The sequence below is a fragment of the Flavobacterium antarcticum DSM 19726 genome (assembly GCF_000419685.1).
Lineage (GTDB): Bacteria > Bacteroidota > Bacteroidia > Flavobacteriales > Flavobacteriaceae > Flavobacterium > Flavobacterium antarcticum.
Map to the genome: position 1 here is coordinate 1 of NZ_ATTM01000005.1, position 20,713 is coordinate 20,713.

Below are 20,713 nucleotides of genomic sequence, written 5' to 3' on the forward strand. Positions count from 1 at the left end.
TTGTCTTGATAAATCAAGATACCCATTGCAAAACGACTTAAGGTGGTTATTGCGGCGGGGCTCACCTCTTCCCATCCCGAACAGAGAAGTTAAGCCCGCCTGCGCAGATGGTACTGCAATTTGTGGGAGAGTATGTCGTCGCCTTTCTTTATCCTGATCAAAATTAGGATCTTAATCAAAGCCTCATCGTAAGATGAGGCTTTTTTTGTATATACTATTTTGTAAATTAAAATATTTTTGAAAAATCTACATATAAAGGAAAATAATAAGAAATTTGTTGAATAACATATATTTACTGTAAACGAAGTCTAGTTTGTATATTATACTCTTATTTTTAAACTTGATTCTTATCTTTACAATAAATTAGTACTATACATACAACGATGCAAATAGATTTAAAGAAAAAATTTCGAATTTATTACAATAAAGTCACTAAAAGTATCGCTTTTTATCCCGCTATTATTGCTATTGGTTTTTTGGTGCTGTCCTGGATAATGTTAGAAATTGATTTTTCTGAACAAGGCATAGAATTAAAAGCTAAAATGAGCTGGCTAACCCTTAAAGATGCAGATACGGCACGATCTATAATATCAACAATAGCTGGAGCTATTTTAGCACTCACCGTTTTCAGCTTTTCAATGGTGATGATTGTTTTAAATCAGGCAGCTTCACAAATGAGTAATCGAGTCTTGAGCAGTATGATAGGCAATCGATTTCAGCAAACGGTATTAGGCTTCTATATTGGAACAATAGTATATTCACTATTTTTATTAAGTACTATTCGGGATCTGTCAAGTGGAACCTCTGTACCAGCTTTAAGTATTTACCTTCTTATCGTACTTACTGTAGTAGCTATTTTTCTGTTCATCTACTTTTTAGATTACGTAACGCAAACAGTAAAATATGAAACAGTAATTGATCGGGTTCAAACACAAACAATGCTTGTAATGGAGAAGACTTTTACTAAAAATAAAACAGCTACTGTTGATTGGTATAGTCTTCCATTTATTGAAATTACGATGAGACGTTCAGCATATTTCCAACATTTTAATGAAGAAAACTTAATTCGACTTGCCCAAAAACATGATTTATTTTTTGACTTTAAACACGCGAAAGGTACTTTTGTTTTAAAAGAAATTGTAATATTAAAAGTGTACGGCACAAATACCATCGACAAAAAACTAATTATTAAGATTATTTCTGAAATTGATTTTTTTAAAGGACAGCCCATTGATCAAAATGTGATTTATGGCTTTAAACAATTAGCAGAAATTGCAATCAAGGCTTTAAGTCCCGGTATTAACGACCCAGGTACTGCGGTACTTGCCTTACAGTCGTTGTTCGATTTATTTTCCTTTATGCTATTTCATCATTTTCCTCAAGTTCTCCAAGATGAAAATAAAATCGATCGACTATTTATTCCGTTTCCTACATTTGAAGAATTATTTAAAACGTGTGTGTATCCCATTTGGAATTATGGAAAAACCGATCAATATATTCAAGTTGAATTAAGAGAATTAATTCTGCAAATACAACTGCTAGATGCCGCGAATGAACATGAATCATTGTTTTTGGGCGTACTTCATGAAATTGAAGACCAAATCAACTTGTAAAAATATCGGTAAGTAAATAGAACTTATTTTAATCGCAACAATGGAACCAAATACTCGAACGATTTTAATTATAGGACTGGTATGGCCTGAACCCAATTCTTCTGCAGCCGGAAGACGAATGATGCAACTAATTTCTATTTTTAAAAGTTGGAGTTACAAAGTCATCTTTGCTTCAACCGCTTTAGAGAACGAAATCAACTTTGACCTGAATACAATCAACGTTGAAAAACAAAAGATAGAATTAAACGCCGACAGTTTTGATGATTTTCTACAAAATTGCAGTCCGACATTGGTTTTATTTGACCGTTTCGTCACAGAAGAGCAATTCGGTTGGCGCGTCTCAAAAAATTGTCCCGATGCGATTAAAGTGTTAGATAGTGAGGATTTACACTGTCTTCGCTACACAAGACAATCCAATTTGAAAAACAACATTCCCTTTGTAATAGAAAACTTATTTGATCAAGAAATCACAATACGCGAAATAGCCAGTATTTTACGTTGCGATCTCACCTTAATTATTGCGGAATTTGAAATAGAGCTACTCACTACATATTTCAAAATTGACGCTACTATTTTGCATTACTTACCCATCCTGTTTACCGAAACCGAATTAAATCTTAACTATTTAAACACTAATTTTTCTCAACGAGAAGATTTTATGTTCATCGGTAACTTTTGGCATGAGCCCAATTGGGATGCCGTTTTACATTTAAAAAAGACCATCTGGCCTGAAATCCGAAAACACCTTCCCAAAGCAATTATAAGAATTTACGGTGCTTATCCATCACAAAAAGTGTTTGATTTACAGAATAAAAAAGAAGGGTTTCTCGTTTTAGGAAGAGCAGAAAATGCACAAATAGCCATTTCAAAAGCACGAATTTTAATCGCACCACTGCGATTTGGAGCAGGAATTAAAGGAAAGTTGATCGAAGCCATGCAGTTTGGCACGCCGTCAGTAACTACTTCTATTGGAGCTGAATCGATTAATGGGTCCCTGGATTGGAATGGATTTATTTCAGATGATTTTAATGAAATTGCCTCAAAAGCTGTCCAACTATACGAAAATGAGATGTTATGGATGAATGCACAAGAAAACGGATACGCGATTTTGAAAAAACGTTTTCAATTAAGAGATTTTGAACCAGATTTTAATCTAAAAATAGAATACTTAAGAGAAAATCTTTCGCTACACCGAAAATCTAATTTTCTCGGTGCGCTTTTAAACCATCATTCTATGAAAAGTACAGAGTACATGTCCCGTTGGATTCAGGAGAAAAACAATAAGAAGTAGTTTTGATAAATTTCAAAAAAAATAATTACCTTAGTAATAATAAAAATGATTCATCTAAGAATCAAATTAAATTCGAATTTAGAATGATCATTGGAAGACTGTTTTGTTTGTTTCTATTCTTGACCGCGTCAACAGCGTATAGTCAATTATCTGATTTTAATTTCACTGTAACGGTGGTTGCGGAAACATGCACTAACAACGGCTCAATTGAAATGATTGTTGCTAATACGGAGCCAAATGCAGAACTTACCTACCAACTTTTCCTAGCTCCCGAATTCACAAATCCTATGGCGGAAACTGCAGGAAATTCGTTCTCTGGATTAACAGCAGGTTCGTATAGAGTAGTAGCAATACAAAGCAATAATGGGGATTCCAATTCAAAACAAATAGATGTCGTTGTGGAAGACCTAATTGAAACGTTAGATTTTGAAATGGACGATTCAACAGCAACAAATTGCGATACAACAGCCACATTAACGGTCAATATTATTTCGGGAAATCCTACTTTTTTTGAAATAATCTCGGGACCGGAAACCCGATCGTTACAGACAAGTAACGAGTTTTCAGGGCTTTCCTCGGGAACGTATATCATCCGAGTTTTTGATGAATGTGACGATGCATTGTCAAAAGCGTATACGTTCGTACTCGCAAATAATGACCTGAATATTGGTGCGCCACAATTGCCCAAAATCTATACTTCTTGTACTTCAGTAGAAATTATAAATAAAATAACGTCCAATACGAGCGGTTCCATTTTATATCCATTACAGGTAAAATATACTGTTCTTGCTCCAAATAATACAGTTGCTCAAATCGCAACGCAAACCATAAGCTCAGGTCCTACGGATGTTTTGGAGCTATCGCAGAATATCAACTTATTCGGAGGTCAATTGTTCTCTGTGCAAATTGAAGTGACGGATAATTGCAACAACGTTTTTACGCAAGAATTTCAAGTTAACCCGAATCCAAAGCTAAACTTTGTGCAAAAAACGGCAGAATGTGGTGCCTTATTTTTTGCTATTACGGTTACAAATTATTTTCCTCCTTTTACACTAAACTTTACAGAGCCTGCGGAATTTAATCCGCTCCTTTTTAATACGATATATCCTGGACCTTATAATCAAACTGAAGTAGTATTCGGATCCATTAACAACACAGTTCCTTTTGGTAACTATGAAGTTTCCGTGCAGGATGGATGCGGACGAACAGCAAATTTAGACTTTTCCCTTACTGAAAAACCGATTAAACCAAGTGTCAATGCATCCAACAATGGTTGCGATTCAGACTTTGGTAAAGTGACAATTAAAATTCCCGGTGATCGAGAAATTGTAGCGATTACAATGACGCAAGCGCCAGCGAATTATCCGCAGCCTATACCAGCAAATGTAATTGCATTTGTAAATAGTACGGGTGTTTATAACCACCCCAATTTGCCAGTAGGCGATTACGAGTATTTTATTACCGATAGTTGTGGAGATACTTATACCGTTGAAATAAAAGTCCCGGCTTTTGTATTTGGTAATTTAACTGCCGTAACACGCCCCGATTGCAGTCCGATTTCTGGCGCTGTGAAACTCGCTACAAGTAATGGTCCTCTAACAATGGTTACAATCACTGCGGCACCTCCCACATTTACCCAAGCGCTTCCTTACGATGCAAGTTTCAACATCGATGCCAATGGTGTTTTCTACATGAGTAATTTGCCAGCTGGGAATTATAGCTTTACAGCGAAAGATACTTGCGGTTTTGATTTAGCAACAACGGCAGAAATTTCAGGATATACAAGTTCTTCAAATGGCTTTTCAATCAACAGAAAGTGTGGTGCCTTTGACATAACCATGAACGATACCGATACGTCAATTACAGGAAAAACATTTTGGTTGCAAAAGTTTTTTCCTGCAACGAATTCTTGGGGCCATCCAATTACAGGAGCTGCATTTACCGAAGGTACAATTCCCAATAGTACAACTGCAAGAGAATTAACGAATCCAGGAACAGCATTCAATATTTTTATAATTGGAGATTTCCGTATTATTAAAGTCTTTGAATCTTTCAATAACGGAAATGCAAATGCAAAATGTTCGGATCTTTATGTTGAATTTAAAGTCGCACCTGAACTAATTATTTCCGGTGTTTATAATTTGAACTGCAACAACGGAACAGGTCCTAATGATCTTGTAATGGATGTAGTGGGAGTCGCGCCGTTTAATTTTCAAATTACTGCACCATTCACGCTGGACAATGGCGAAAATAATTTGTTTACCAATTTACCAGAAGGCGTTTATAATTTTAGAGTAACGGATGCTTGCGGAAACATCAAAAATATTAGTGTTGAGATTGGTAATCTACTTCCTTTGGCTCGGGCCAATCCGCCTCAGAGTATGTTGGTTTGCAGAAACGATGGCGTTCAGTTTGGCATTTTTCCCTTGGTAAACCAAACGCCTCAAGTGCTTGGGAATCAAAACCCAAATAATTATAACGTAAATTATTATCTGACGCAAGCCGATGCTGATTCAGATACCAACCCATTACCTGACGGTTATACGAATGTTTCTAATCCTCAAACGATATTTGTTCGAGTGGAGCACAAGGTGTTTAAATTGTGTTATGCAACAACGTCGTTTACTATTTTTGCCGGAATAACACCTATTTTAACGCCAGTTGACACTTTGTTTCTTTGCAAAGGATTTACAAAAACCTTGACTGCTGATGCTGGGTTTTTAGATTATGAGTGGTCAACGGGTGAAACGACACAATCAATTACTGTAAACCAACCAGGAACGTACACGGTTACAGTTAAAAACACCTATCAAGATTTCAGTTGTGATGCGTCAAAAGATTTTGTGGTAGAAGGTTCGAGTCGGGCTACAATCCAAACGATAGATACTTCAGATTGGTCGTCAAACAATAATTCAATGGTAATTGTAGTTCAAGGATCAGGTGATTATGTCTATTCGTTAGACGATGAAAATTATCAAACTTCAAATTCATTTACAGACTTAAGTCCTGGAATTTATACCGTTTATGTAAAAGATGTTAATGGTTGTGGGACGGTCAAAGAAGAATTCTTCCTACTTAATTATCCCAAATATTTTACCCCAAACAGCGACGGGTTTAATGATACTTGGCACGTTCAGTTTTCAGTTTACGAACCCAACTTAAATGTAGATATCTTTGATCGTTTTGGAAAATTCATCATCCGTCTCAAAGGAGGTGATGCCGGATGGAATGGAATGTACAACGGGAACCCTTTGCCTTCCACCGATTATTGGTTTGTAGTCACACGGGAAGACGGTAAAATTTACCGCGGACATTTCAGTCTGAAACGCTAAAAGATCAGTTATAAACGCAAGAAAGCCCGAAACACAATTTCGGGCTTTATTTTATAATAACGGTATTGGTATTAGTTTACCAATGTTCTTGAAATAACAATGCGTTGAATCTCCGAAGTCCCTTCATAAATCTGAGTGATTTTTGCATCACGCATCATTCGCTCCACGTGGTATTCAGAAACGTAACCGTTTCCACCGTGAATTTGAACTGCTTCAATTGTAGTATCCATCGCCGTTTGAGAAGCAAATAATTTTGCCATCGCACCGGATTGAGAAATATCTTTACCTTCGTCTTTTTCAGAAGCTGCTTTCAAACACAGCATTTTTGCAGCCATAATCTGAGTTGCCATGTCGGCTAATTTAAATGCAATTGCTTGGTGTTTGAAAATTTCTTTGCCAAAAGCTTTACGCTCTTGCGAATATTTCAAAGCCAATTCATAAGCACCTGTTGCAATTCCTAATGCTTGAGAAGCAATTCCAATTCGTCCGCCGTTTAAAACTGCCATTGCGAAGTTGAAACCAAATCCATCTGCACCAATTCTATTTTCTTTTGGGATTTTCACATCGGTAAACATTAAAGAGTGGGTGTCGCTTCCGCGAATTCCCATCTTTTTCTCTTTTACACCTACTTCAAAACCAGCCCAACCGCGTTCTACGATGAAAGCGTTGATGCCTTTGTGTCCTTTTTCAATATCGGTTTGTGCAATTACGATGTAAGTGGAAGCCGTATTACCATTGGTAATCCAGTTTTTTGTTCCATTCATCAGGTAATGGTCGCCCATGTCAATTGCAGTTGTTTTTTGCGAAGTCGCATCCGATCCCGCTTCGGGTTCTGACAAACAAAATGCACCAATTACTTCCCCTTTTGCAAGTGGAATCAGGTATTTTTGCTTTTGCTCTTCGTTGCAATATTTTTCAATTCCAGCACAAACTAATGAGTTGTTCACTGACATTACTACTGCTGCAGAAGCGTCAACTTTCGAGATTTCGGTCATTGCCAAAACATAAGCAACGCTGTCTAATCCAGATCCGCCGTACTTGGGGTCTACCATCATTCCCATAAATCCTAATTCTGCCATCATCTTAATTTGTTCGGCAGGAAATTTAGCATGTTCGTCGCGTTCAATAACTCCAGGAAGTAGTTCCGCTTGTGCGAAATCTCTTGCAGCTTGTTGAATCATTAAATGTTCTTCTGTTAGATTGAAATCCATAGTATTGAAAATAAATGTTCGATTCTGTTAAAAAATAGTCCGCAAAGATAAATTTTTATTGTCAGACTTTCAATGGAATTGCATAATTTTAGCCTATGTTAAAGCAATTCTACAACGTGATCGGTGTGATGTCAGGTACTTCTTTAGACGGAGTTGACTTGGCACACATTCATTTTACGCTACACGACGGCATTTGGGACTTCAAAATTCTTGAGGCAGAAACAGTTGCCTATGATACACAATGGTTCAACAAACTTAAAAACGCCGTTCAATTTTCGGAATCCGAGTTGATTGAGTTGAATAAAGCGTACACCAATCGTTTAGCTGAAATAATCAATAAATTTATTGATGAATATAAAATTGAAAACCTAGACGCCGTTTGTTCGCACGGTCACACGATTTTGCATCAACCCCAAAATGGTTTTACCTTGCAAATCGGCAATCTACCCGAAATTGCAAATATCATTCATCAGAAAGTAGTTTGTGATTTTCGTGTACAAGATGTGCAACTTGGTGGTCAAGGCGCTCCGTTAGTTCCGATTGGCGACCAAATTCTTTTTGCAGATTATGATTATTGCCTGAACCTCGGCGGCTTTTCAAATGTTTCTTTCGATGAAAACAATAAGCGAATTGCCTTTGATATTTCTCCCGTCAATACCGTTTTGAATTTTTATGCCAATCAATTGCGTTTGGATTACGACGATAAAGGTTCAATTGCAAAATCAGGAAAACTCCACCAGCCACTTCTGGATGAACTGAATGCGTTGTCTTTTTATTCAAAACCCTATCCAAAATCGTTGGGATTTGAGTTTGTCAAAGAAACCGTTTTACCCTTAATTGAAAAACATGCAATTTCAAGACAAGATAAAATGCATACATTCACCATTCACGTAGCCTTTCAGATTGCAAACGCACTTTCAAAGAAAAAAACCAAGTTACTAATAACAGGAGGTGGCGCTTATAATGACTTTTTGATTGAAGAAATTCAAAGGTATTTACCAGATATGCACATCATTATTCCTGAGAAAAAGATTTTAGAATACAAAGAAGCATTGATCTTTGCTCTTCTAGGCGTTTTGAAATTACGTGACGAAATCAATGTGTTGAGTAGTGTAACGGGTGCTGAGAAGGATCATTCGAGTGGAGAAGTTTATGGATAATTATTCATAAAAGCTTGCTTTGTTTCTTAAGTTGATCGATACTGCGGATTTGTAATCACTGCGCTCGAAAATAATTACAATTTAAAGAATTAAAAAAATCGTAACCTCAAAAACGCCAAAACTTAAGGCGTCATCATCTGGGAGAGTCTACCAAATACTATTGAAAATGGAACATGAAAAATATAGACATTATTTGAGAGATTTAATTTACTTGATTCACGAAAATATTCAAGAAATGAAAACTGAAAAAAATAATGATTTTGAATTAGGATTAAAATGTGGTTACGAACAAATTTTAGAGACAATTAAAAGCCAATCCATTGCCTTTGAAATTGATTTAGAAGAAATTGGATTCAATGATTATGAAAATAATGTGTCCCGATAGTGTGAATTTGCAATCCGTACTCACAAAAATAATTATAATTTAAAGGATTGTAAAAACACCTACATCTAAAACATAGAGGCATCACAAACAATTTAAACGCAAGAAAATGAAAAGAATATTTATTTTATTAATAGTACTTCCTCTTCTGTCCTTTAATTCAGACAGCAATGCTGTTAACATAACCGCTATTGACTTAATTGGAAAATGGACCGGAGAGGACAAAGGAGAAATAGGGTTTATTACTTTTGACAAAGAAGGATATGCAAGTTTCGAAATCCAAGGTCAAATCATTGGCGGAAAAGAATTCGTTATGAATGGAAAAAAAGGAAAGATGACCTACGAATTTAATTTAGAAAAAAAACCTATAGAAATTGACATGACAATTACTAAACTTGAATTTAACGAGCAGAAAAAAATACTTTGTATTGCAGAATTTGAAGATGAAAACACGATGATTTTCGCGTTGACTTTTGACTCTGAAAGACCCACTGAATTTAATGATGAAAACTCGATCAAATTAAAAAGAACGGAATAAAAATTTTAGATAAAATACCCTCTGCTAGCGCCAGCGTCCCGCTCGTGAAACCAAATTAGTAAAAAAAACAACATTAGCTTCGTAATCGGGTACGAGCGTGACTCTTTGACGAGCACTTGCAAAAATCCCTTTTCATGTGACAATAATAATTCAGCTCAATACTAAACGGAGCATTTTTTTGAAATATTCACAATCTTTACAAAAAACAAGACTTATATTTTAGTAAATACATATCTTTAATAAAAAAATATATGTCACACAGTAACAAAAAGCAGTTTGGAGTTTGGATGGATTCACACAACGCGACAATAGTCGGAAAAAAAGAGGAGGATAACGGCGAGTTCATTGTCATAGGACATGTTAAAAATGCAGGACCCGATAATAACTCTAATGAAAATGCAGCTAACAACCAAGAAATTACTCTAACACATAAGTTTTTCAAAGAGATAGCAAGCACAATGCCTAATGTTGACGAAATTCATATTACAGGAACGGGACAGATACAAGAACAATTCATGAAATTTCTAGCTGAAACGGCACAGTATAAAAATGCTGTAGCGACTGAAAGCACTTCAAATAAAATGAGTGATGAAAATCTTATCTCATTTGTAGAGCAGCATTTTAATTAAAGGTAAAGTCTAATATTCATAGAAAACCGTAGAAATTTCTACGGTTTTTTTGGTTTAAAATAATTTATAGGGTAGGTAATACTTCATCAATCTTATGGAGAATTTTCTGAGCAGTGCGAAGTTTCTAATATGTTAAGCAAAATGCACCCCTCGTAAAACCCTTCAATCTTTATATCCTTCGATCTCTCTATCTTTTCGTCTTTCAATCCCTCTATCTTTCCATCTTTCAATCCCCTAACTCAAATAATTCTTTATATTTGCACTTCATAAACATTTTACAACACAATGAAAGACTTACTACAAAAATTCGAAAATAAAGAGCCAGAAATAGTTTTCAACTGGAAAGATTCAGAAACCGAAGCAGAAGGTTGGGCGGTAATCAACTCATTAAGAGGTGGTGCAGCAGGTGGAGGAACGAGAATGAGAAAAGGATTGGACATGAACGAAGTACTTTCTTTAGCCAAAACGATGGAAGTGAAATTCTCTGTTGCCGGACCAGCAATTGGTGGTGCAAAATCAGGAATTAATTTCGACCCAAATGATGCAAGAAAAAAAGGGGTTTTAGAGCGTTGGTTCAAAGCCGTTTCTCCTTTATTAAAAAGTTATTACGGGACAGGTGGTGATTTAAACGTAGATGAAATTCACGAAGTAATTCCAATGACCGAAGATTGTGGTATTTGGCATCCACAAGAAGGTGTTTTCAACGGACATTTCAAACCAACGGAAGCAGATAAAATCAACCGAATTGGTCAGTTACGTCAAGGTGTAATCAAGGAAATCGAAAACAAAAGTTTCTCTCCTGATGTTACAAGAAAATATACAGTAGCCGATATGATTACTGGTTACGGTGTGGCACAAGCTGTTCGTCATTATTACGATATTTACGGAGGTTCAGTTGAAGGTAAGAAAGCCATTGTACAAGGTTTTGGAAACGTAGGTTCAGCAGCAGCGTATTATTTGGCACAAATGGGAGCTAAAGTTGTGGGAATCATCGACCGTGACGGAGGAGTTATGAACGAAAACGGATTTACTTTCGACGAAATCAAAGCGTTCTACCTGAATAAAGATGGTAATAAATTAGTAGCACAAAACATGGTTGCTTTTGAAGAAATCAACGAGAAGATTTGGACAATGGGTGCTGAAATTTTCGCTCCATGTGCTGCTTCACGTTTGGTAACACAAGGTCAAGTGGATAGCATGATTTCTGCAGGATTAGAAGTGATTTCTTGTGGTGCAAATGTTCCTTTCGCGGACAAAGCAATTTTCTTCGGACCAATTATGGAACACGTTGATGCTAAAATCAGCTTGATTCCTGACTTTATTTCTAACTGCGGAATGGCAAGAGTTTTTGCTTACTTCATGGAAAAAAGAGTGAAGTTAAACGACGAAGCGATTTTCGTAGATGCTTCAGAAACCATCAGAAAAGCACTTGAAAAAGCACACGAAATTAGTTCTTCAAAAACAAATATCAGCGCTTCTGCATTTGAAATTGCTTTGAAGCAGTTGGTATAATTTTCATTGAAAAAAAGATTTTCACACAGATTTCACGGATTAACACTAATTTTAAAAACAATCTGTGAAAATTAGTGGAATCTGTGTAAACTTTAAAGCATCAAAACATAGCCTACGGTTTAAACCGTAGGCTATATGTAGAATTGCTTTGAAACAATTGGTTTAATTTTTATTGGAAGAAATAATTTCCACACAGATTGCACCAATTTAAAATCTGTGAAAATTAGTGAAATCTGTGTAAACTGTGAACTTTCTAAACATAACCTACGGTTTAAACCGTAGGCAATTTTGCAACTTGCATTTAAATAGATTTTTAAAAGCGGAATTTGCAATTTTTACAATACTTTAGCGTTAAATTAAAAACACAAATTACGTATGAGTTTAATGGTACAAACGGATTCTTTATCTGTTGCACAAAGTGGAATGGCTGATGCCGTACCTGTTGAAAAAACATTATCGATAATGGAACTGCTTTTAAGTGGTGGTATTGGTGGCCAAATCATCATGCTTTCTCTTTTTATTATGTTGTTCTTCGCTTTATATCTCTATTTTGAACGCTTGATGGCAATCAAAAAAGCATCCGTAATTGATGTGAATTTTATGGCGCAAATTCGAGAAAACATCCGTCATGGAAAGATTGATAGTGCAAAAATGCTTTGTGCACATTCACAATCTCCCGTAGCACGATTGATTGAAAAAGGAATTTCCCGCATCGGAAAACCACTGGATGATATCAATACCGCTATTGAAAACGCTGGTAAATTAGAAATTTATAAACTAGAGAAAAACGTCAGCATGCTTGCTACTATTTCAGGAGCGGGACCAATGACGGGATTCTTAGGAACAGTAATCGGTATGATTTTAGCATTCCACAAAATGGCAAGTGCTGGAGGTCAGATTGAAGTTGGTGCCTTGTCAGAAGGAATTTATACTGCAATGACAACAACTGTAGTTGGACTAGTTGTAGGAATTATCGCCTACATCGGATACAATCACCTTGTGGTAAAAACCGATAAAGTGGTGCACCAAATGGAAGGAAATGCCGTTGAGTTTCTAGACCTTTTAAACGACCCAGCATAATATGAATTTTAGAGGAAGAAATAAAGTCACGCCCGAATTCAACATGTCGTCAATGACCGATATCGTGTTTTTGCTACTCATCTTTTTCATGATTACCTCCACGATGGTAACCACCAATGCACTCGATTTGGTTCTGCCAAAAGCAAAGGGAAAAACAGATAGCAACAAAAACATTCAAGTCAGCATCAACAAAGAACTTGAAATGTATATCGACAAAGACCAAGTTCCTGAAGCAGAAATAGAGTCAAGATTGTTATCCATAATGGGTGACGACCGTTCTAAATCAGTTGTTTTGAGAGCCGAAGAAGGAGTGCCAATAGAAAAAGCCGTTTACGTTCTTGATATTGCCAACAGAAATCAAATAAAAGTAGTTTTAGCCGTAAGGCCTAAGTAGTTTTTTAAATTTATTTTTGAAGCTATTTCCAGCGCTGCATTTCAAGTCCTCATCATAAAAGCTATTTTTCCAAGCATAAAAAGGAGCTTCCTCTGGTCGCTCTTTTTAAGCAGGAATAAATTAGCTTTCAAGATTCCGGGCTTTCCTTTACGATCTGGGCTAGGGATTTAAGGATTTCAAGTCAGAATATTTTTAACTTACAACCTAGAACGTACAACATACAACTTCTACCATGAAATATTTAGAAACAGAAGAAGAAAAAAAATCATTCGCCATCACAACAGCATTGTTTGTGTTGCTATTCATTTTGTGTCTTTTTTTAGGATTAACTTATCTTGATCCGCCACCAGAGAATGGAATTGCGATTAACTTCGGAACCACTGAAACAGGAATGGGCGACAAGCAACCTACCGAAGCAATTCAGTCGGCACCAACGCCTACGGCAAGTCAACAAGCTGCTGCTGCAAAAGAGGAAATTATCACACAAGATAATGAAGAAGCTGTTGTAATTAAGGAAACTAAAAAACCACAAAAAACAACTAAGGAAGCCACAAAGGAAGAAGTTAAACCTAAACCTGCCGAAAAACCACAACCTTCAAAAAGCACGTCGGATGCACTTTCAAGTTTAATCAATGGACCGAAATCCGATGGTAAAGCACAAGGAGGACAAGGAGACGATAAAACAGCCGGCGATAAAGGAAGTCCAAACGGCGATCCTTACGCAAGTGCTTATTATGGTTCTGGCGGCGGAACGGGCGGCGGAAGAGGCTACGGATTAAACGGTCGTAAGTTAAGCAACAGTGGAAAAGAAGTGCAAGATTGTAACGAATCGGGAACAGTTGTAGTTCAAATCACCGTAAACCGAAGCGGAAATGTAATTGACGCTCGTTATACAAAAGGAACTACAAATACAAATCCTTGCCTAGTTAACCCGGCAATTAAAACAGCCAAGAGTTACAAATGGCAATCCGACCCAAATGCACCAGAAACGCAAGTTGGTTTTATCGTAGTTAATTTCAAATTAGGAGAATAATTCAAACGCATGAATTACGCTGAAACCCTTGATTGGATGTTCAATCAATTGCCGATGTACCAAACACAAGGTGCTTCGGCTTATAAAAAGGATTTAACCAATACTATTCTTTTAGCCAATTATCTTGGCAATCCAGAAAAAAACCTCAAATTTATTCACGTAGCAGGAACCAATGGAAAAGGTTCGACTTCCCATCTTTTAGCTTCGGTTTTGCAAGAAGCAGGTTATAAAGTGGGATTGTATACTTCGCCACATCTAAAAGACTTTAGAGAACGAATCAAAATAAATGGAGCAGATATTGCCGAACAATTTGTTTGCGATTTCATTAATAAGTACAAAATATTTTTTGAGCAAAACCAATTGAGTTTCTTCGAAATGACTGTTGGCTTAGCTTTCGATTATTTCGCAAAAGAAAAAGTAGATATTGCAATTATTGAAGTTGGATTAGGTGGACGATTAGATTCTACGAATATCATTACACCTTTAGTTTCTGTAATCACAAATATCGGATTAGACCACACACAGTTTTTAGGCAACACTCTAGAATTAATTGCTGGAGAAAAAGCGGGAATTATTAAACACAATATTCCAATTGTTATTGGAGAATACACTTCGGAAACTAAACCTGTTTTCATTGCGAAAGCGAAACAGGAGAACACTCCAGTCTACTTTGCTTCTGATTTAATTCACGAAACGTATCAAAGCGCTTTAATTGGCGACTATCAAATACACAATAAAAAGACAGTTTTGCAAATTATAAAAATCCTACAAGAAGTAAGCGATTTTAAAATTTCTCAAGAGAATTGCAAAAATGGATTTATGAATGTAATTGCAAAAACACATTTACAAGGTCGTTGGCAAATTTTGCAAGAGTATCCAAAAGTAATTTGCGATACCGCTCACAATAAAGACGGATTGAAAATAACGCTAAACCAACTGCAAAAAGAAGCATTTTCAAAATTGCATATTGTTCTTGGCGTAGTTAATGACAAAGATTTGAACGAAATCCTTCCGCTATTTCCAAAAAACGCTATTTATTATTTCTCAAAACCTGATAATTTCAGAGGATTAGATCCAGCAATTTTACAACAAAAAGCAAAAGATTTTGGACTAATTGGCGAGGTATATAATTCAGTGGTAAATGCTTACGAAAAAGCACTGCAAGATGCTACTCCGGATGATGTCATCTATGTGGGTGGAAGCACTTTTGTTGTTGCAGAAATACTTTAAATTTTTTTTAAATTTTGTTTGGAGATATGTAAAAACGTGCTATATTTGCACACGCAATAACGCAAGACATTGCAACCCGAAAGGGCGATTAGCTCAGCTGGTTCAGAGCACCTCGTTTACACCGAGGGGGTCGGGGGTTCGAACCCCTCATCGCCCACCAAGAAACTCCAACAGAATTGTTGGAGTTTTTTTTGTTTCGAAAAGTTCCTCTGTAACTCTTGTAAAAAATGCAGAATTAAATAAGTCAAAAAAGGTGATTTTACTCCAAATCTCTTTTACTTTTGCCAAATGTTAGAAATTCTTTATCAAGACGAATACATTATTGCTATTAATAAACCAAGTGGATTATTGGTTCACAAATCATTTTATGCGCGAGACGCTAAAGTGTATGCTGTTCAAGAATTGAGAAATCAAATAGGAGGACAACATGTTTACCCCATTCATCGGTTAGACCGCAAAACATCAGGTATCTTGTTATTTGCTTTGGATAAAGAAGTTTTGAAGATTATGAATGATCGTTTTGCCACACGCGAAGTCGAAAAAAAATATTTAGCAATTTTACGTGGTTGGTCACCTGAAGAACTAACGATTGATTATGATTTAACCAATGACGATGACATTACACAAAATGCAGTAACCTCCTTTCGTCGGCTGCAAAATACCGAAATCACTTTAGAATTTAACAATAAACCCACCTCACGCTATTGTTTGGTAGAAGCAATTCCTGAAACCGGAAGGATGCATCAATTGCGAAAACATTTCAAACATATTTTTCATCCTATTTTAGGAAGTCGTCCTCATGGTTGTAATAAACAAAATAAATTATGGTTAGATAATTTTGATCTCAAAGGAATGATGCTTCATGCACATCAATTGATTTTTAACCATCCAATAACAAATGAACAATTCATCTTGAATGCAAAGATTAATGAGGAATTTAGTAGAGTAGGAGCTATACTTGATCTAGATTTGAGTGCGTATTCGTAAGACGCTAATTTTGAAATTAGGAATGGCTCAAGCTATTCTTATTTCGTGCTATATCTTCCTCTTGGGCCGTCTCCCTCATGTAAAACAATGTCGGAATGAAGAAATGCTGCGGCTTCAGCAGAATCTTTTACTTTAACATTCGCACGATTTATCATTTCTGACTCAAATTCATTCAGGAAACTTTCTCTAATGCCAACTTTTCGCCATTGTGATTTGGGATTGTAGCATGATTTGTAAATTCTTCTAGCTAAAGATAACGCATCTAATAGTGCTTGATTTGCACCTTGCCCTTTGAACGGACTCATAGGATGGGCTGCATCTCCAATTAAGGTTGCTTTTCCGACTTTTTCCAGTAATTCTGTGCTAAGTATTTCACGATCATAAACGGGGTAACCAGAAATTTTTGCTGTTGATGTTGCTGCTATTATTTCAGGGATTGGAGAATGCCACTGTGTTCTATTCATTGCTTCTTTTTTCAATGCCTCAGTTCCATGACTGCTCAGTTTTTTAGCATCATCTTCTGACATTGGAAAGCTTAATTGCCACATTATTGCATCGGAAGTGTAGGGCATCATATAAATTCTCTCGTTACCGTTTGCTGTTTGAAATACAGTTGCAGAGTCAAATAATTCACTGTTTACTCCTTCAACGGCTTTTAACGGACAGATTCCAAGTATAACGATACAATTTAAATAACGCAAAGGAGTCACGTTTTCTCCAAGTAGTAACTTCCGAACGGAACTACGAATGCCATCGGCTCCAACAACTAGGTCGGCAGTACTGGTTTTTACCATTCCATTGACCTGAAAACCTAATTCAACTCCTCCTATTGCATTTTCCTTGAGGTCTATTAATTGATGGTTCCATTTTATCGCATTTGGTTTGTCAAGCTGTTCCAATAGTGCTAAACGGAGATACTGTCTTGCGATGTGAATATTAGTGCGTTTTGTAGTATTTTGAATTGCTGAACTTAACCATTTTCTCACGCCCCATTCTCCAATTACTTTTCCATCAGTAGTATGCACTAAATGTCGTGTTGAAACGACACCATCTTTTAAAGAAACGATGCCTAATCCTTCAATTGCTTTGCTGGCTTGTTGTAAAGTGAGTCCGTAACCTTGCGAGCGATCGTCAAAACTTTTGTCTCGCTCGTAAATTGTAAATGGGATTCCGCGGTTTAGACAAGCAACTGCAAGTGCTATTCCGCCTATTCCACCACCAATTATGGCAACATGCGGAAAGTTCACTGTGTCAGGTGTTGGAGGTAAATCGGAGGTAATTATTCCTGTTCCTGCACAATTGCTGCAAGGGTTTAGGTGACTTTTTGGCGCTTTAGGAGCGGTCCCATCGCTATTAAATTTTTGGTAGTTGTCGAAAGCATTTTGATAACGAAGCTTCGCCTTTTTGGTAATGCGTTGTCTTTTTTTACCTTCTCCTTGGCATTCTTGACAAATTGTCCAACTTTTTTTTTGATTTTCCATTATTTCCAACTCCTCTTTGCTTAATGCAAAATATTTTTATCTTGCATTGTCTTGTCGAATAGATTAGAGTGCAAATTTAAATAAAATGCTGCGGAAATGCTTGTAAATAGTGCTACTAAAACTTTTTTAAAACATAGTTTTTATGCTAAGTAAACTTATGTTACCAAATAGAATTCAAATTTAAAAATTATAGAATAGTCAAATGTTAATGATTTTTAGTTGTTGTATTATAAGCTAAAAATGGATTTACTTCTTTTTAGAAAACATGAACTACTAATTACAAATTGTCAAATTACTCTAAAAGATATTTGAATTTGAACTAATTTTATATGTATTACTTGAACGCAAAGTTTACCAATAGGTATCTTTCAATAATTATCATACCAATCAAACTTTTCTGCAATAATTCGATCTTTATTTTGAGCTAAATATGCTAAATAAGCACTTGCAACGGGAGAATGTTTTTTGTTTTTTAACCAAATCAAGCTCCACATCGTCTTTATTGGTAGATTTTTAATGGGAATGATGTGCAAATCGTTATTGATTAATTCGTTTTTCAATCCTATTAGAGGTAAAATAGAACTTCCCATTCCAGCAATAATGGCTTGCTTCACGGCTTCATTGGTTGTTAATTGCAGTTTTTTTGCAACTTTTATTTCATTCCGAAAAATATAGTCCTCCATGGTTTGTCGGGTTCCAGAACCTTCTTCTCTGAATAGTAAGGTCAAATCCTCGAAGAGTTCAGTTGTGTTTTTTTTGGCTAAATCTGCGGTAATTTCACCGTTAACGAGATATAATTTATTGGACAATAAGTCCATTTGTTCCACTTCCAATTGCTTTGGAAGAATTGAAACAAGGGAGAAATCGACTTCATTACGCTCGAGGTTTTCTATAACTGTGCGTTTATTGGTTACATCTAGAACGAGTTCAACATTAGGATGTAATTTTAAAAAATCGGTCAAGAAATAGGGCATCACATATTTTGCCGTTGAAACCACAGAAATTTTTAACCGACCTGTCAGTTGGTCTTTGAACGCTGCCGTTTTGTAATTGATTTCATGCACTTGATTTAGAATATTTTCGGCTGCAAGAGCGATTTCTTTGCCAAAATCAGTAATGTAAATTTTTCGGCCAATGGCTTCCGTTAACGGTATGTCAAATTGAGATTGAAAATTTTTCAATTGAATAGAAACCGCTGGTTGCGTTAAATTTAATACTTGAGACGCTTTTGTCACACTTCCTGTTTGTGCGATCCGCAGAAATATCTCTAATTGGTTTAAAGTATAATTCATAAAATTTTTTTATAGATGTCATTTCAAATATAAATAAAAATTTATGAATATGAGGTTTTACATTTGCGGAACTAATTTAATATTTATCCTAATGAGAAAAATCACAATTGCAAAAGGTGACGGAATCGGTCCAGAAATAATGGATGCCACTTTAAAAATCTTAAAAGCAGCAGGAGCTCAAATTGAAACGGAGGAAATCCAAGTCGGAGAACAAGTATATCTTTCAGGAAATACGGCAGGAATTTCTAAAGAATCGTGGGACATCATTAGAAGAAATAAAATATTTTTGAAAGCACCTATTACTACTCCGCAAGGTGGTGGTTACAAAAGTCTAAATGTAACGACGCGTAAATTTTTAGGGTTGTATGCAAATATTCGGCCTTGTATGAGTTTACATCCTTTTGTAACGACAAAGCATCCTGTAATGGACATTGTCATCATACGAGAAAATGAAGAGGATTTATACGCTGGAATCGAACACCAACAAACGGATGAAGTTACCCAATGTTTAAAATTAATCAGCAGACCAGGATGTGAGAAAATTGTTCGCTATGCTTTTGAATATGCAAAACAATACGGTCGTAAAAAGGTAACTTGTTTTACAAAAGACAACATTATGAAGCAAACCGACGGATTGTTTCACAAAGTTTTTGATGAAATTGCGGCAGAATATCCAGAACTTGAAAACGAACATTGGATTGTAGATATTGGTGCAGCGAAATTAGCCGACACACCAGAAATTTTTGATGTAATTGTAATGCCGAATTTATATGGTGATATTTTATCGGATGTGGCGGCACAAATTGCGGGCTCTGTTGGATTGGCAGGTTCAGCAAATATTGGTGAAGAATGTGCCATGTTTGAAGCAATTCACGGTTCGGCACCAAGAATGAGTAGAGATTCTGCAAATCCATCGGGACTTTTAGAAGGAGCGGTAATGATGTTGAATCATATTGGACAAATCGACGTAGCTGAGAAAATTCACAACGCTTGGTTGAAAACCATTGAAAGCGGTATTCATACAAAAGACTTGTTTATTGAGGGAAAAAGTATGAAAAATGTGGGAACCGCTGAATTTGCAGAGGCTGTGATTTCAAATTTAGGACGTCTTCCAGAGAAATTAAAAGCGGTCAACTACGAGAAAAATACCATTATTAATCTGCCAAAATACAAAAGAGCAGCACCAATGATTAAAACACTTGTTGGAGTTGATTTATTTGTAGACGACAAAGGATTGATTGCCGATGATCTAGCGGAACGATTGAAAAAGATTGAAATAAACGGGTTTGAATTGACCATGATTACAAATCGGGGTATCAAAGTTTGGCCGGAAGGTTTTCAGGAGACTTTTTGTACGGATCATTGGAGATGTCGCTTCAAGTCTACAAACGGCACTCCATTTACAAGTCAAGTGATTCTAGAGCTGATGGCAAATGCTTTGTCACATAATATTGATGTAATAAAGACGGAAAACCTATATCAGTTTAACGGTAAAGACGGTTATTCATTAGGTCAAGGTCAATAAATAGATTCCAAAAAAAAGCAGGC

At 36.2% G+C, this 20,713-nt stretch carries 17 protein-coding genes, 1 tRNA gene and 1 rRNA gene; 16 read left to right on the forward strand and 3 right to left on the reverse strand.

Annotation, left to right across the window (positions count from 1 at the left end):
• Nucleotides 1–38 precede the first annotated feature (38 nt).
• The 4 genes from rrf to YWA_RS15360 all read left to right on the forward strand — a co-directional run bounded on the left by rrf (nt 39) and on the right by YWA_RS15360 (nt 6,236).
• Nucleotides 39–147 (forward strand): 5S ribosomal RNA (gene rrf / locus YWA_RS0109305).
• A gap of 236 nt (nt 148–383) precedes the next feature.
• The gene (locus tag YWA_RS14885; RefSeq protein ID WP_022828247.1) at nt 384–1,613 is read left to right on the forward strand and encodes a DUF2254 domain-containing protein; all 1,230 of its coding nucleotides are present in this window, start codon (nt 384–386) and stop codon (nt 1,611–1,613) included.
• A gap of 40 nt (nt 1,614–1,653) precedes the next feature.
• On the forward strand, nt 1,654–2,904 hold the full coding sequence (locus tag YWA_RS0109315) for a glycosyltransferase (RefSeq protein ID WP_022828248.1): 1,251 nt from the start codon (nt 1,654–1,656) through the stop codon (nt 2,902–2,904).
• A gap of 83 nt (nt 2,905–2,987) precedes the next feature.
• On the forward strand, nt 2,988–6,236 hold the full coding sequence (locus YWA_RS15360) for a T9SS type B sorting domain-containing protein (RefSeq protein ID WP_022828249.1): 3,249 nt from the start codon (nt 2,988–2,990) through the stop codon (nt 6,234–6,236).
• A 71-nt stretch (nt 6,237–6,307) separates the two neighbouring features.
• On the opposite strand, the gene YWA_RS0109325 is transcribed toward YWA_RS15360, so the two are convergent.
• Nucleotides 6,308–7,447, reverse strand: coding sequence for an acyl-CoA dehydrogenase family protein (locus YWA_RS0109325; RefSeq protein ID WP_022828250.1), 1,140 nt, complete (start codon nt 7,445–7,447; stop codon nt 6,308–6,310).
• A gap of 95 nt (nt 7,448–7,542) precedes the next feature.
• On the opposite strand from YWA_RS0109325, the gene YWA_RS0109330 reads away from it, so the two are divergent.
• From YWA_RS0109330 to YWA_RS0109390, 11 genes are all read left to right on the forward strand, one after another.
• Entirely contained in the window at nt 7,543–8,607 is a 1,065-nt protein-coding gene (locus YWA_RS0109330) for an anhydro-N-acetylmuramic acid kinase (protein ID WP_022828251.1), read from the forward strand.
• Nucleotides 8,608–8,773: 166 nt separating this feature from the next.
• Complete coding sequence (locus YWA_RS0109335) at nt 8,774–8,992, forward strand: hypothetical protein (RefSeq protein ID WP_022828252.1); 219 nt, start codon at nt 8,774–8,776, stop codon at nt 8,990–8,992.
• Between the two features lie 106 nt (nt 8,993–9,098).
• Nucleotides 9,099–9,527, forward strand: a complete 429-nt coding sequence (locus YWA_RS0109340; RefSeq protein ID WP_022828253.1) for a hypothetical protein — start codon at nt 9,099–9,101, stop codon at nt 9,525–9,527.
• A gap of 251 nt (nt 9,528–9,778) precedes the next feature.
• The gene (locus YWA_RS0109345) at nt 9,779–10,156 is read left to right on the forward strand and encodes a hypothetical protein (protein ID WP_022828254.1); all 378 of its coding nucleotides are present in this window, start codon (nt 9,779–9,781) and stop codon (nt 10,154–10,156) included.
• A gap of 285 nt (nt 10,157–10,441) precedes the next feature.
• Nucleotides 10,442–11,668, forward strand: coding sequence for a Glu/Leu/Phe/Val dehydrogenase dimerization domain-containing protein (locus YWA_RS0109350; protein WP_022828255.1), 1,227 nt, complete (start codon nt 10,442–10,444; stop codon nt 11,666–11,668).
• 375 nt (nt 11,669–12,043) lie between these two features.
• A complete protein-coding gene (locus YWA_RS0109360; protein ID WP_022828257.1) occupies nt 12,044–12,748 on the forward strand; it encodes a MotA/TolQ/ExbB proton channel family protein in 705 nt (234 codons plus the stop codon).
• A 1-nt stretch (nt 12,749) separates the two neighbouring features.
• The gene (locus YWA_RS0109365) at nt 12,750–13,142 is read left to right on the forward strand and encodes an ExbD/TolR family protein (protein ID WP_022828258.1); all 393 of its coding nucleotides are present in this window, start codon (nt 12,750–12,752) and stop codon (nt 13,140–13,142) included.
• Between the two features lie 232 nt (nt 13,143–13,374).
• Nucleotides 13,375–14,175: an energy transducer TonB family protein gene (locus YWA_RS0109370; RefSeq protein ID WP_022828259.1), complete on the forward strand. Its 801-nt coding sequence runs from the start codon at nt 13,375–13,377 to the stop codon at nt 14,173–14,175.
• A gap of 9 nt (nt 14,176–14,184) precedes the next feature.
• Entirely contained in the window at nt 14,185–15,405 is a 1,221-nt protein-coding gene (locus YWA_RS0109375) for a bifunctional folylpolyglutamate synthase/dihydrofolate synthase (protein ID WP_022828260.1), read from the forward strand.
• 82 nt (nt 15,406–15,487) lie between these two features.
• Nucleotides 15,488–15,565: transfer RNA gene (locus YWA_RS0109380), tRNA-Val, on the forward strand.
• A 128-nt stretch (nt 15,566–15,693) separates the two neighbouring features.
• Nucleotides 15,694–16,392, forward strand: coding sequence for a pseudouridine synthase (locus YWA_RS0109390; protein ID WP_022828261.1), 699 nt, complete (start codon nt 15,694–15,696; stop codon nt 16,390–16,392).
• 38 nt (nt 16,393–16,430) lie between these two features.
• Here YWA_RS0109390 and YWA_RS0109395 read toward each other — a convergent pair whose 3' ends face one another.
• The gene (locus tag YWA_RS0109395; protein ID WP_022828262.1) at nt 16,431–17,873 is read right to left on the reverse strand and encodes an FAD-dependent oxidoreductase; all 1,443 of its coding nucleotides are present in this window, start codon (nt 17,871–17,873) and stop codon (nt 16,431–16,433) included.
• A gap of 368 nt (nt 17,874–18,241) precedes the next feature.
• Nucleotides 18,242–19,165: a LysR family transcriptional regulator gene (locus tag YWA_RS0109400; RefSeq protein ID WP_022828263.1), complete on the reverse strand. Its 924-nt coding sequence runs from the start codon at nt 19,163–19,165 to the stop codon at nt 18,242–18,244.
• 91 nt (nt 19,166–19,256) lie between these two features.
• Between YWA_RS0109400 and YWA_RS0109405 the strand changes: the two genes are divergently transcribed.
• Nucleotides 19,257–20,690, forward strand: a complete 1,434-nt coding sequence (locus YWA_RS0109405; protein WP_022828264.1) for an NADP-dependent isocitrate dehydrogenase — start codon at nt 19,257–19,259, stop codon at nt 20,688–20,690.
• Nucleotides 20,691–20,713: the final 23 nt, after the last annotated feature.